The organism is Jatrophihabitans sp., assembly GCA_036389035.1.
In the GTDB taxonomy this organism is placed as follows: domain Bacteria; phylum Actinomycetota; class Actinomycetes; order Mycobacteriales; family Jatrophihabitantaceae; genus Jatrophihabitans_A.
Window position 1 is genome coordinate 1 of record DASVQQ010000027.1, and the last position, 12,797, is coordinate 12,797.

Annotated in this window: 11 protein-coding genes; 5 read left to right on the plus strand and 6 right to left on the minus strand. The window is 71.0% G+C overall.

Going from position 1 to position 12,797, the window contains the following annotated elements:
* Position 1 precedes the first annotated feature (1 nt).
* The 5 genes from gap to VF557_15595 all read left to right on the plus strand — a co-directional run bounded on the left by gap (position 2) and on the right by VF557_15595 (position 3,929).
* Positions 2–1,003, plus strand: coding sequence for a type I glyceraldehyde-3-phosphate dehydrogenase (gap, locus tag VF557_15575; protein HEX8081630.1), 1,002 nt, complete (start codon positions 2–4; stop codon positions 1,001–1,003).
* Positions 1,004–1,115: 112 nt separating this feature from the next.
* The gene (locus tag VF557_15580) at positions 1,116–2,342 is read left to right on the plus strand and encodes a phosphoglycerate kinase (protein HEX8081631.1); all 1,227 of its coding nucleotides are present in this window, start codon (positions 1,116–1,118) and stop codon (positions 2,340–2,342) included.
* On the plus strand, positions 2,343–3,146 hold the full coding sequence (gene tpiA / locus VF557_15585; GenBank protein ID HEX8081632.1) for a triose-phosphate isomerase: 804 nt from the start codon (positions 2,343–2,345) through the stop codon (positions 3,144–3,146).
* Positions 3,147–3,252: 106 nt separating this feature from the next.
* Positions 3,253–3,489 (plus strand): preprotein translocase subunit SecG, encoded by a 237-nt coding sequence (gene secG / locus VF557_15590; protein HEX8081633.1) that lies wholly within the window; start codon positions 3,253–3,255, stop codon positions 3,487–3,489.
* Between the two features lie 95 nt (positions 3,490–3,584).
* Positions 3,585–3,929 (plus strand): RNA polymerase-binding protein RbpA, encoded by a 345-nt coding sequence (locus VF557_15595; protein HEX8081634.1) that lies wholly within the window; start codon positions 3,585–3,587, stop codon positions 3,927–3,929.
* A 345-nt stretch (positions 3,930–4,274) separates the two neighbouring features.
* Here the strand turns inward: VF557_15595 and pgl are convergent, their stop codons facing one another.
* The 6 genes from pgl to tkt are packed head-to-tail and all read right to left on the minus strand — an operon-like array spanning position 4,275 to position 12,762.
* Positions 4,275–5,057: a 6-phosphogluconolactonase gene (gene pgl / locus VF557_15600; GenBank protein HEX8081635.1), complete on the minus strand. Its 783-nt coding sequence runs from the start codon at positions 5,055–5,057 to the stop codon at positions 4,275–4,277.
* A 5-nt stretch (positions 5,058–5,062) separates the two neighbouring features.
* The gene (locus VF557_15605) at positions 5,063–6,037 is read right to left on the minus strand and encodes a glucose-6-phosphate dehydrogenase assembly protein OpcA (protein HEX8081636.1); all 975 of its coding nucleotides are present in this window, start codon (positions 6,035–6,037) and stop codon (positions 5,063–5,065) included.
* 25 nt (positions 6,038–6,062) lie between these two features.
* Positions 6,063–7,661: a glucose-6-phosphate dehydrogenase gene (gene zwf / locus VF557_15610; protein HEX8081637.1), complete on the minus strand. Its 1,599-nt coding sequence runs from the start codon at positions 7,659–7,661 to the stop codon at positions 6,063–6,065.
* A 9-nt stretch (positions 7,662–7,670) separates the two neighbouring features.
* The gene (locus VF557_15615) at positions 7,671–9,419 is read right to left on the minus strand and encodes a glucose-6-phosphate isomerase (GenBank protein ID HEX8081638.1); all 1,749 of its coding nucleotides are present in this window, start codon (positions 9,417–9,419) and stop codon (positions 7,671–7,673) included.
* Complete coding sequence (gene tal, locus VF557_15620; GenBank protein ID HEX8081639.1) at positions 9,416–10,597, minus strand: transaldolase; 1,182 nt, start codon at positions 10,595–10,597, stop codon at positions 9,416–9,418. The genes VF557_15615 and tal overlap by 4 nt, the downstream gene beginning before the upstream one ends.
* 44 nt (positions 10,598–10,641) lie before the next feature.
* The gene (gene tkt / locus VF557_15625) at positions 10,642–12,762 is read right to left on the minus strand and encodes a transketolase (GenBank protein HEX8081640.1); all 2,121 of its coding nucleotides are present in this window, start codon (positions 12,760–12,762) and stop codon (positions 10,642–10,644) included.
* Positions 12,763–12,797: the final 35 nt, after the last annotated feature.

Consider the following 12,797-nt stretch of genomic DNA (forward strand, 5'->3'; position numbering starts at 1 on the left):
CATGGCAGTCAAAGTCGGCATCAACGGATTCGGGCGCATCGGGCGCAACATCCTGCGCACGGCGCTGGGCGACGCCGAGATAGATTTCGTCGCGGTCAACGACATCACGGACACGAAGACGCTCGCGCACCTCCTGAAGTACGACTCCGTGCTCGGCAACCTCGAAGATGAGGTCGTGGCGACCGAGACGGGAATCCGCGTCGGCTCGGACGAGTTCCGCGTCTTCTCGGAGAAGGACCCGGCGCTCATCCCGTGGGAGGAGGCCGGCGCGGAGGTCGTCATCGAGTCGACGGGGCGCTTCACCAACCGCGAGGACGCGGCCAAGCACCTGCGCGGCACCGTCAAGAAGGTCATCATCAGCGCGCCCGCCAAGAACGAGGACATCACCATCGTCCTCGGCGTCAACGAGAACTCGTACGACCCGGCGGCGCACCACGTCATCTCGAACGCCTCCTGCACGACGAACTGCCTCGCGCCGATGGCCAAGGCCATCCACGACGAGTTCGGCATCGTCAAGGGCCTCATGACGACGATCCACGCCTACACCCAGGACCAGAACCTGCAGGACGCCCCGCACAAGGACCTGCGCCGGGCCCGGGCCGCCACCCTCAGCATCATCCCGACCTCCACGGGCGCGGCCAAGGCGATCGGCCTGGTGCTGCCGGAGCTGAAGGGCAAGCTCGACGGCTACGCGATGCGGGTGCCGGTGCCGACCGGCTCGGTCACCGACCTGACCGTGACGCTGTCGCGCGAGACCACCGTGGACGAGGTCAAGGCCGCGTACAAGGCCGCCGCCGACGGCCCGCTGAAGGGCTACCTGGTCTACACCGAGGACCCGATCGTGTCCGCCGACATCGTCACCGACCCGGCGTCCTGCATCTTCGACGCCACCCTGACCAAGGTGATCGGCGACCAGGTGAAGGTGGTCGGCTGGTATGACAACGAGTGGGGCTACTCCAACCGGCTGGTCGACCTGATCGGCTACGTCGGCGCCAGCCTGTAAGACCGGCCGAGCCCGACCAAGCCGACCGAGCAGGATCAAGGCCGACCAGACCTGCCGAGCAGGACCCAGACCGACCAGCAAGGGACCGCCGAGACCGGGGGAGTAGAGCTGTATGCGCACGGTGGACGATCTGATCAAGGTCGGGGTGGCCGGGCGACGCGTCCTGGTTCGCTGTGACCTGAACGTGCCGCTGTCCAAGGACGATCCGCCGGTCGTCACCGACGACGGCCGGATCCGAGCATCGCTGCCGGTGCTGGTGAAGCTGCTCAACCGCGGCGCCCGGGTGATCGTGGTGGCGCACCTGGGCCGGCCGAAGGGCGCCCCCGAGGACAGGTACTCGCTGCGCCCGGTTGCCGACCGGCTGGCGGCGCTGCTGGGCACCCCGGTGGAGTTCGCGCTGGACACCGTGGGCGAGAGTGCCCGGCTGCTGGCCGACGGACTGGGGAACGGCCACCTGCTGCTGCTCGAGAACGTCCGGTTCAACCCGGGCGAGACCGCCAAGGACGAGGCCGAGCGGGCCCACTTCGCCCGGGCACTGGCCCAGCTGACCGGCGGTGAGGACGACGGCGGAGCCTATATCGACGACGCCTTCGGAGCGGTGCACCGCGCGCACGCCTCGGTCTATGACGTGGCGCGGCTGCTGCCGCACTACTGCGGCGAGCTGGTCCGCGACGAGCTGCAGGTGCTGCGCCGGTTGACCGGTGAGGCCGGCGAGGTGCAACGGCCCTACGTGGTGGTGCTCGGCGGGTCCAAGGTGTCGGACAAGCTGGGCGTCATCTCAGCGCTGCTGCCCAAGGTCGACCGGCTGCTGGTCGGCGGCGGCATGTGCTTCACCTTCCTCAAGGCGCAGGGCCACGAGGTGGGCGACTCGCTGCTGGAGGCCGACCAGGTGCAGACCTGCCAGCAGCTGCTGGCCGAGGCCGGCGACAAGATCGTGCTGCCCACCGACGTGGTAGTCGCGGCCGAGGTCTCCGACGACGCCAGCACCGAGACGGTGCCGGCCGAGGCGATCCCGGCCGGGATGAAGGGCCTGGACATCGGCCCGGACTCGGTGGCCCGGTTCGCCGAGGCCCTGGCCGGCGCCGGCACGGTCTTCTGGAACGGCCCGATGGGCGTCTTCGAGGTGGCGCCGTTCGCGGCCGGCACCAAGGGCGTCGCCGAGGCGGTCGCCGGTTGCGACGGGCTGACGGTGGTCGGCGGCGGTGACTCGGCCGCCGCGGTGCGGGCGCTGGGCATCGACGTGAACCGGTTCAGCCACATCTCCACCGGCGGCGGCGCCTCCCTGGAGTACCTGGAAGGCAAGACGTTGCCCGGTGTCGCCGTACTCGAGGAGAGCTAGATGGCCCGCACGGCGGCAACGCGCACGCCCCTGATCGCCGGCAACTGGAAGATGAACCTCAACCACCTCGAGGCGCTGGCCCTGGTGCAGAAGGTCGCCTTCAGCCTCAAGCCGCAGCACTTCGAGGCCGTCGAGGTGGTGGTGCTGCCGCCGTTCACCGACATCCGCTCGGTGCAGACGCTGGTGGACGGCGACAAGCTGGCGCTGCGCTACGGCGGCCAGGACCTGTCCCCGCACGCCAGCGGCGCCTACACCGGTGACATCTCCGGCGGCATGCTGGCCAAGCTGGGCTGCAGCTACGTCGTGGTCGGGCACTCCGAACGCCGCGAGTACCACCAGGAGAGCGACGAGCTGGTCAATGCCAAGGTCCTCGCGGCCTACGCCAGCGAGCTGACCCCGATCCTGTGCGTCGGCGAGCGGCTGGACGTCCGCGAGGCCGGTGGGCAGGTGGGGCACTGCGTCGACCAGTTGTGCGCCGCGCTGGCCGGCGTCTCCGCCGAGCAGGCGGCCAGCGTCGTCATCGCCTACGAGCCGGTGTGGGCGATCGGCACCGGCAAGGTGGCCACCCCGGCCGACGCCCAGGAGGTCTGCGCGGCGGTCCGGGCCCGGCTGGCCGAGCTGTACAGCCCCGAGCTGGCGGCCGGCGTCCGGATCCTGTACGGCGGTTCGGTGAAGTCCACCAACGCCGGTGAGATCGTGGCCCAGCCGGACGTCGACGGCGCCCTGGTCGGCGGCGCCAGCCTGGACGGAGCCGAGTTCGCCGGAATCTGCATCGCGGCCGGCGGCGGTCCGTTTCCGGCTTGAGGACCTGGTTTGCGCACCGAGCGCCAGCCGCGGCAAGTCGAGCAGGTATTCTCTTGACACCATGCCGCGTCAACCCGTCGAGATCTGAGCGAGGCCTTCGAACCACATGATCATCACGTTGCTGTCGATTGTCCTGATCGTCGCGAGCCTGCTGTTGATGGTTCTGGTGTTGCTGCACCGCGGCAAGGGCGGCGGCTTGTCCTCGATGTTCGGCGGCTCGATGTACTCCAGCCTGTCAGGCTCCTCCGTGGTCGAGCGCAACCTCGACCGGCTCACCGTCATCGCGGGCCTGGTCTGGTCCATCTGCATCATCGGCTTGGGGCTGCTTTACAAGGCGAGCTGAAACCACCTGCGGCGGTCATCCCGGCGGCGCGGAGCGCGTCCAGTCGGCTGGCCCAAGCTTCACAGTGACATCGAGTTAGTCAGAGGAGTCAAGAAGTGGCAGGTGGCAGCGCAATCCGCGGCAGCCGGGTAGGCGCCGGGCCGATGGGCGAGCGGGAGCGGGGCGAGTCCGCCCCCCGCCAGTGGGTGTCGTTCTTCTGCGCCAACGGCCACGAGACCAAGCCTGCCTTCGCGATCGAGGCGCTGGTGCCCGACACCTGGGACTGCCCGCGCTGCGGTTACCCCGCCGGCCGCGAATCCGCCGCACCGCCGGCCGCCCCCCGCAACGAGCCGTACAAGACCCACCTGGCCTACGTGAAAGAACGCCGCTCGGACGCCGACGGCGACGCCATCCTCGAAGAGGCGCTGGCCCGGCTGCGGGCCCGCCGCGGCGAGGCCTGATCCTTACCGCCACGCCTCAGCCAGCTGTTCGCCGCGCCATTACGCTTTGCGCGCCGTCGTGGGGCGCGACTAGCTGATCGTTGGCCGCTGAGCAGGGCGACTCGCCGGGCAACCCGCTGCACCGAGGCCAACCTTCGCGCCTCCGCTGGTATGACGGATTGGCGCGATCAGACATCGCGTATTTAGCGCTCGCCGCCGCGATTAGGTGATCGTTGGCCGCTGAGCAGGGCGACTCGCCGAGCAGCCCGCTGCACCGAGGCCAACGTTCACGCCTCCGCTCATAGCATCGCGCCGTCGCTCAGAGCATCGTCCCTCAGCGCATCGACCGCCTAAACAGCGACCGCCTCAGAGCATCGGCCGGCCGTCGGGATGCCGTGGCAGCCCGGCCGCGGCCTCCCGGTCCACCAACCAGAGCGTCCGGAACCGGCCACGCGGGCCGGCGGCCGGCACCTGCACCCGGCCGGCCCCGCTGAGCGCCAGGGCGACCGCCCGTGCCTTGCCGGCGCCGGAGGCCACGAACCAGATCTCGTTCGCCGCCGCAAGGCCTAGAAAGCTCAGTGAGATCCGCAGCGGCGGTGGCTTGGGAGAGTTGCGCACCGCGATCACCGGGCCGGACTCGTCATAGGCGCTGGGGTGCTCGGGGAACAGCGACGCGCAGTGCCCGTCCGGGCCGACGCCCAGCAGCAGCACGTCGAAGTACGGCACCTCGTCCGGGTCGTCCGCCCGGCGCGCGTCCGACAACTGCTCGGCGTAGCCGGCCGCGGCGTCGTCGAGGTTGGCGTACGGGCCGTCACTGGCCGGCATCGGGAACAGCCGGGCGGCCTTGAACGGCGGCTGGGAGAACAGCAGCCGGGTCGCCGGGGCGTCGTTGCGATCGGCCGAGCCGGCCGGGACGTAGCGCTCGTCGGCCCAGAACACATCCACCCGGGACCAGTCGACGGTGTCGCGCAAGGGCGCGGCGGCGATTGCCGACCAGACCTGTTCCATAATCGAGCCCGCGGTCAGCGCCAGCGCCGCCCGGCCCCGGTTCTGCTGGGCGCGGGCCAGCGTGGCCACCGCCCGCACCGCCACATCTCCTGCCAGGCCCTCCGGATTGGCCTGGATGATGAGTTCCGGCTGCGCGGGCATCGGCCTCAGGCCTCCTGCTGCGCCATCGCCGGATCGTGCCAGATGTGGGTTCGGACCGCCGCGCGTTCGTTGAGGCCGGTCAGGCCTGACACCGCGGCAAGCGCCTCGCCGTAGGGCTGGTCGGCGTCCAGGCGGCGCAGCTCCTCGGCCAGCATGTCGCCGGTGGTCCGCTGCGGGAACGGCTGGATGGTGTCGAGCTGCCCGGGCCGGCGCATCAGCAGCTTGTAGCCCTCGTTGGTCATCTTGACCGTCCGGCCGTCGGCGAACTCGATCTCGACCGCGACGATGTACTTGCCCTCGGCCTTGTGCACCGGGACGTCGATTTCCAGCCGGGACGTCAACCAGCCGGCCAGCAGTTGCGCCGAGGGGTCCTGGGGGTTGCCGGACACGATCACCGAGGTGGCCGGTGAGGAGGCGGTGTCGAACGCCGCCGCCAGCGCCGCCCGCCACGGCGTGATCACCGTCCAGGTCAGGTCGGTGTCGCCCGGGGCGTAGTCGGCCGCTCGCTGCTGCAGCGCGGCGGCCGGGTCCCGGTCGCGGATCACGTTGGTGATCCGGCGGTCGGCGAACACCCCGAGCGGGTCGTTGGCGATCACCCTGGGGGTCTCGGAGTACCACCAGGCGACCACCGGCGCGTCCGGCGCCAGCAGCGGCAGCGTCACCGACTCGGCGTGCAGCGCCAGCCGTCCGAACATCCGGAGCACCACGGCTTCACCGGGCCCGCGCCGGCCGCCGATGGTCACCTCGGCGTCCAACCGGGGGACCGGCGCGTCGATGTTGTGCCGCAGCACCATGATCACCCGCATCGGGTGCTTGGCCGCCGCGGTCGCCACGGCCGCCTCGACGTCGTCGACGTCCTTCTCCTCCAGCACCACCACCAGTGTCAGAGCCAGGCCGCTGGTCACCGCGCCGCCCGAGCGCCGCTTGGCGGCCAGCGCCTGCACCACCGCGGTTCCGGTGGTGTCCCAGAGTGTGGTCACCGCGCATCTCCTTCATCGGGGCGGGTCATGGCCGCCGCCAGCGGCGCCCGTCGCGGGCCAGCATCTCATCAGAGGCCTTGGGCCCCCACTCGCCGGCCCGGTAGGCCGCAGGCTCCTGACCGGCCCAGAACTCCTCCAGCGGGTCGATCACCCGCCAGGACGCCTCGACCTCCTCGTTGCGCGGGAACAGCGTCGCGTCGCCGAGCATCACGTCGAGGATCAGCCGTTCGTAGGCCTCCGGGCTGGACTCGGTGAACGCCTCGCCGTACAGGAAGTCCATCGCGACGTCGCGGACCTCCATCATCGAGCCGGGCACCTTGGAGCCGAACTTCAGCGTGACGCCCTCGTCCGGCTGCACCCTGACCACCAGCTGGTTGTGCCCCAGCTCCTCGGTGTCGGTGTGGCTGAACGGCAGGTGCGGCGCCTTCTTGAACAGCACCGCGATCTCGGTCACCCGGCGCGGCAGCCGCTTGCCGGTGCGCAGGTAGAACGGCACGCCGGCCCACCGCCGGGTGTCGATCCCGAGCCGGACGGCGGCGTAGGTCTCGGTCTTGGAGTCCTCCGGCACGTCCTTCTCGGCCCGGTAGGCGGCCACCCGCTCACCGGCCAGCCAGCCCTGCTGGTACTGACCCCGGATGGCGTACGCGCCCCGGTCGGCGGGCAGCCGGATCGCCCGCAGCACCTTCAGCTTCTCGGTGCGGATGGCCTCGGCGGTGAACTCCACCGGCTCTTCCATCGCGGTCAGCGCCAGCAGCTGCAGCAGGTGGTTCTGCAGCACGTCCCGGGCGGCGCCGGTGACGTCGTAGAACCCGGCCCGCCCGCCGATGCCCACGTCCTCGGCCATCGTGATCTGCACCGAGTCGACGTAGTTGGAGTTCCAGACCGGCTCGAAGAGCTGGTTGGCAAAGCGCAGCGCCATCAGGTTCTGCACCGTCTCCTTGCCCAGGTAGTGATCGATCCGGAACACGTCCTCGGCGGTGAACACCTCGTCGACCAGCGCGTTGAGGGCCTTGGCGCTGGGCAGGTCGTGCCCGAACGGCTTCTCCACCACGACCCGGCGCCAGCCGCCGGAGGTGGCGTTGTCGGCCATCTTGGTGCGCTCCATCTGCTTGAGCACGATCGGGAACATGCTCGGCGGGACGGACAGGTAGAAGGCGGCGTTGCCCTTGATGCCGTGGCTCTGGCGCAGGTCGTCCAGCGTGGTGGCCAGCTCGTCGAAGGCGGCGTCGTCGTCGAAGGAGCCGGCCACGAACTTGATGTCACCCGACAGCCGGGTCCAGACCTCCTCGTTCCACCCGGTGCGGGCGTGCTCCTTGGCCGCCTTCTTCGCCAGCGACTCGAAGTCGCCGTCCGCCCAGTCGCGGCGGGCGAAACCGAGCAGCACGAAGTCGGCCGGCAGCAGGCCGCGGTTGGCCAGGTCATAGACGGCCGGCAGCAGCTTCTTGCGAGCCAGGTCGCCGGTGACCCCGAAGACCACCAGGGCGCACGGCTCGGGAACCCGGGGCAGCCGCCGGTCGCGGGGGTCGCGCAGCGGGTTGGAACCCAGTCCCGGCCGGATCTCCGGGCCGTCGCCGGCGTCGATCGCGGGGGACTGGTCCTCGTCCTGGTCCTCGGTCAGACTCACGGATCCTCCTCAGAGCGCTTGCAGTAGCTGCTGGATGCCCGCGGCGCGGTCGGTCAGGTGCAGGTGCAGCACCGGCCGGCCCTTGTCGGCGAGCACCGTGGCGTCGCCGGCCGCCTGCGCGTGCTGCAGCGAGGCGAAGGTGTACGGGCGGTCCGGCACCTCCAGGTCACCGCCCGCCTCGGCCGAGATGTCGCCGGTGAGCTGCAGGAACACCCCGTTGGGATGCCCGCCCTTGTGGTACTGGCCGGTCGAGTGCAGGAACCGCGGTCCCCAGCCGAAGGTGGTCTGCAGGCCGGTACGGCGGGCCAGCGCCGGACGCAGCTCGAGCGCCTCGGTGTCGGCGTGCCGGTCGAGGTAGGCCTGGACGCTGACGTAGCCCCGCTCGGGCGCCGCGGCCAGGAACGCCCGCAGCGCGTCGGCCAGCGTGCTCGCGCCGGCCAGGTCGAAGCCCGCGCCGAAGACCTGGACGGCGCCGTCGGTCAGCGCCGGCTCGTCCTTGCCGGCCTGCTCCGGGGCGTCCAGCAGCGCCCGGGCCTGCTTCTTGGCCTCTTCGACGTTGGGCTGGTCGAACGGGTTGATCCCGATGATCCGGCCGGCGATGGCGGTGGCGTACTCCCAGAGCAGCAGCTGCCCGCCGAGCGGGCCGGAGACCGCCGCGCCCCAACCCGAGGCCGGCTCGGCGGACTGCCGGTCACCGCCCAGGCTGATCAGGATCGCGTCCGGGCCGGCGTCGGCGAATCCCGGCGCGTCCGGGCCCTCCACCACCACCGGCAGCAGGCCGCGGCCGTCCTTGCCCGTCGACTCGGCGATCAGCTGCTCGGCCCAGTCGCCGAAGCCGACGATGCCCGAGCCGAAGTCGGCGAACACCACCTTGTCGCAGCCGGCGCCGTTCGAGCCGGCACCGCCGCCCGAGCCGGCACCGCCGTTCGAGCCGGCACCGCCGCCCGAGCCGGCGTCGTTCGAGCCGGTGCCGTCCGAGCTGGAATTGTGCGCCTGACCCAGCAACGCGCCGAGCCGCAGGCCGGGATTGGCCGCCGAGTCGGCCGACAGCGCCTCGGCCGCCTCGCCGGCCTCGTCCAGCAGCGTGGTCAGGTCGACGCCGGCCAGGCCGGAGGGCACCAGGCCGAACGCGGTCAGCGCGCTGTAGCGCCCGCCGACGTTCGGGTCGGCCAGGAACACCTTGCGGTAACCGGCCTCCTCGGCGGCCTGCTGCAGCGGCGAGCCGGGGTCGGTGACCACCACGATCCGCCGCCGCGGGTCGATGCCCTGCTCGGTGAAGGCCTGCTCGTAGGCCCGCCGGTGCGAGTCGGTCTCGACGGTGCCGCCGGACTTGCTCGAGACCACCAGGACGGTGCGTTGCAGGCTGTCGGCGATGGCGACCCGCACCTGGCCGGGGTCGGTGGTGTCCAGGGTGACCAGCGCGACGCCGGCGGTGGCGCAGATGACCTCGGGGGCCAGCGAGCTGCCACCCATGCCGGCCAGCACCACGTGGTCGACCCCTTCGGCGGCCAGCTCCTCGCGCAGCGCGGCGATCTGGGCGATCAGCGGGCGGGAGGTCAGGGCCAGCGACACCCAGGACAGTCGCTTGGCCGCCTCGGACTCGGCGTCGGCGCCCCACAGGGTCGGGTCCTGAGCGGCGATCCGGCTGGCGACCTGGTCGTGCACCAGCGCGTTCAGGGCGTCGGTGTAGGACCCGACGTCGGGGTACTGCGGTTCCAGCCGCAGCACGTCGTCGTTGGTCGAAGCCGTCTCGGTCATGCCGACGAGCCCTCGCGGTCGTTGTTGCCGGCCTTGCTGGGATCGCCGTTGTCGGCCTTCTTCGCGCCCTCGGTCAGCTGCTTCTGCACGCTCTCGGCCAGGGTGGCCCAGGAGTCCATGAACTTGTCGACGCCCTCGGACTCGAGCAGCTCGGTGACCTCGTGCAGCTCGATGCCCAGCGCCGACAGGTCGGTGACCACCTGGCGGGCCTCGTCGTAGCCGGAGTCGGCGGTCGGGCCGCTGATCACGCCATGGTCGGCGACCGCGTTCAGGGTGGCTTCGGGCATCGTGTTGACGGTGTCGCGGGCGACCAGCTGGGTGACGTACATGGTGTCGTCATAGGCCGGGTCCTTGACGCCGGTGGAGGCCCACAACGGGCGCTGGACGTGCGCGCCGGCCGACTTCAGCTCCTGCCAGTCCGGTCCGGTGAACACCTCCTGGAATGCCTCGTAGGCCAGCCGCGCGTTGGCGATGCCGGCCTTGCCGCGCACGGCCTTGGCCTCGTCGGTGCCGATCTTGTCCAGCCGCTTGTCGATCTCGGTGTCCACCCGGGACACGAAGAACGAGGCGACCGAGCGGATGGTGGACAGCTCGATGCCGGCCTCGCGGGCCTGCCGCAACCCGTCGAGGTAGGCGTCCATCACCTTGCGGTAGCGCTCGATCGAGAAGATCAGGGTCACGTTGACGCTGATGCCGGCCGCCGTCGCCGCCGTGATCGAGGGCAGCCCGGCCTCGGTGGCCGGGATCTTGATCATCACGTTCGGGCGGTCGACCAGCCACCACAGCGCGGCCGCCTCGGCGGTGGTCTTGTCGCTGTCGTGGGCGATCCGCGGGTCCACCTCGATCGAGACCCGGCCGTCCTGCCCGTCGGTCGAGTCGAACACCGGGCGCAGCACGTCACAGGCCCAGCGGATGTCGAAGGCGGTCAGCAGCCGGACGGCTTCTTCCAGGGCCACCTCGCGCACCGCCAGGTCGTGCACCTGCTGGGCGTAGGCCGAGTCCTCCTCGGCGGCGCCCTCCATCGCCTTCTGGAAGATCGACGGGTTGCTGGTCACGCCGACCACGTGCTTGGCGTCGATCAGCTGCTGCAGGTTGCCGCTGACCAGCCGCTCGCGGCTGATGTCGTCGAGCCAGATGGACACGCCTTGGGCCGACAGGTCGGCGAGTGCGTCGCTCATGATGGATCCCTTCTTCGAAGAGCCTGGGAACGTGTGAATGCCGGCTAGTTGCCGGTGGTGGTGCCGGTGATCTCGCCTACTCGCTCGAGGCTGGTGTGGGCGGCGGTGACCACGTTGTCCGGGGTGAAGCCGAACTGCTCGAACAGCACCTTGACGTTGGCGCTGGCGCCGAAGTGGTCCAGCGCGACGATCTCGCCGGCCTCGCCGACGATCTCGCGCCAGCCCTGCGACACGGCGGCCTCGACGCTGACCCGGGCCTTGACCGCCGGCGGCAGCACCCGCTGCTGGTAGGACCGGTCCTGGGCACGGAACCACTCGATGCACGGCATCGACACCACCCGGGTCGGGGTGCCCTCGGCCTCCAGCCGCTCGCGGGCCGCCAGCGCCAGGCTCACCTCGGAGCCGGTGGCGATCAGGATCACCTTGGGCAGGCCCTCGGAGGCCTCTTCCAGGACGTAGCCGCCCTTGCTGGCGTCGACCACCTTGGCCGGGTCGAGCACCGGCAGGTTCTGCCGGGACAGCGCCAGCCCGGCCGGCCGGTCGTTGTGCTCCAGCACCGCCCGCCAGACGACCGCGGTCTCGTTGGCGTCGGCCGGCCGGACCACGTCCAGGCCGGGGATGGCGCGCAGCGAGGCCAGGTGCTCCACCGGCTGGTGGGTCGGGCCGTCCTCGCCGAGGCCGATCGAGTCGTGGGTCCAGACGTAGATGGTGGGCAACTGCATGATGGCCGCCAGCCGCACCGGCGGGCGCATGTAGTCGCTGAACACCAGGAAGGTGCCACCGTAGATCCGGGTGCCGCCGTGCAGCGCGATGCCGTTCATGATCGAGCCCATCGCGTGCTCGCGGATGCCGAAGTGCAGCGTCCGGCCGTACGGGCCGCCCTGAAAGGCCTTGGTCTGCCGGTCGGCCGGCACGAAGCTCGGCTCGCCCTCCATGGTGGTGTTGTTGCTCTCGGCCAGGTCGGCCGAGCCGCCCCACAGCTCGGGCAGCACCCCGGCCAGCGCGCTGAGCACCTTGCCCGAGGCGGCCCGGGTGGCGATCGAGTTCGGCTTGCCGTCCTTCTCGGTGGGGAAGCTCGGCAGCGAGTCGGCCCAGCCCGGCGGCAGGCTGCGCTCGACCATCCGGTCGAACAGCGTCTTGCGCTCGGTGTTGTCGGCGGCCCAGGCGTCGAAGGCCGGCTGCCACTCGGCCCGGGCGGCGCGGCCCCGGTCGACGGCCTTGCGGGTGTGCTGCAGCATCTCGGGGTCGACCGCGAAATCGATCCCGGGGTCGAAGCCCAGGATCTTCTTGGTCTCGGCGATCTCCTCGTCGCCGAGCGCCGAGCCGTGCGCCTTGCCGGTGTTCTGCTTGGTGGGCGCGGGCCAGGCGATGATGGTGCGGACCGCGATGAAGGACGGCCGGTCGGTCTCGGCCCGGGCCGCTTCGAGCGCGGCCTCCAGCGCCACCACGTCCTCGCCGGACTCGACCTGCTGGACGTGCCAGCCGTAGGCCTCGTACCGCTTGCAGACGTCCTCGGAGAAGGCGATGTTGGTGTCGTCCTCGATGGAGATGTGGTTGTCGTCCCAGATCAGGGTCAGGTTGCCCAGCTGCTGGTGGCCGGCCAGTGAGGACGCCTCGCCCGAGACGCCCTCCTGCAGGCAGCCGTCGCCGGCGATGACATAGATCTGGTGGTCGAACACCGACTCGCCGGGCGCGGTGTCCGGGTCGAGCAGGCCGCGCTCGCGGCGGGCCGCCATCGCGAAGCCGACGGCGTTGCCGACGCCCTGGCCGAGCGGACCGGTGGTGGTCTCGACGCCCGAGGTGTGGCCGTGCTCGGGATGCCCCGGGGTCAGCGAGCCCCAGGTCCGCAGCGACTTGATGTCTTCGAGCTCGAGCCCGTAGCCGGCCAGGAAAAGCTGGATGTAGAGGGTCAGCGAGGAGTGCCCGTTGGACAGCACGAACCGGTCGCGGGCGACCCAGTTCGGGTCGGTCGGATCGTGGCGCATGGTTCGCTGGAAGAGCAGGTACGCCAGCGGCGCCAGGCTCATCGCCGTGCCGGGATGGCCGTTGCCCACCTTCTGCACGGCGTCGGCCGCCAGCAGCCTGGCGGTGTCCACCGCTCTGGAATCGAGTTCGGTCCACCAGTCCGGGTGGGTCTGAACGATGCCGGGTGCGGTCTCGGTCACGTGCCTCTCCTGCTCTCAGAGTCTCGGTAGGGCCT

Excerpts from the sequence above, each read along its gene's own strand:
- secG (HEX8081633.1), top strand. The coding sequence starts at position 3,253 with ATGATCATCACGTTGCTGTCGATTGTCCTGATCGTCGCGAGCCTGCTG.
- gap (HEX8081630.1), top strand. The coding sequence starts at position 2 with ATGGCAGTCAAAGTCGGCATCAACGGATTCGGGCGCATCGGGCGCAAC.
- VF557_15580 (HEX8081631.1), top strand. The coding sequence starts at position 1,116 with ATGCGCACGGTGGACGATCTGATCAAGGTCGGGGTGGCCGGGCGACGC.
- tal (HEX8081639.1), bottom strand. The coding sequence starts at position 10,597 with ATGAGCGACGCACTCGCCGACCTGTCGGCCCAAGGCGTGTCCATCTGG.
- VF557_15615 (HEX8081638.1), bottom strand. The coding sequence starts at position 9,419 with ATGACCGAGACGGCTTCGACCAACGACGACGTGCTGCGGCTGGAACCG.
- pgl (HEX8081635.1), bottom strand. The coding sequence starts at position 5,057 with ATGCCCGCGCAGCCGGAACTCATCATCCAGGCCAATCCGGAGGGCCTG.
- tpiA (HEX8081632.1), top strand. The coding sequence starts at position 2,343 with ATGGCCCGCACGGCGGCAACGCGCACGCCCCTGATCGCCGGCAACTGG.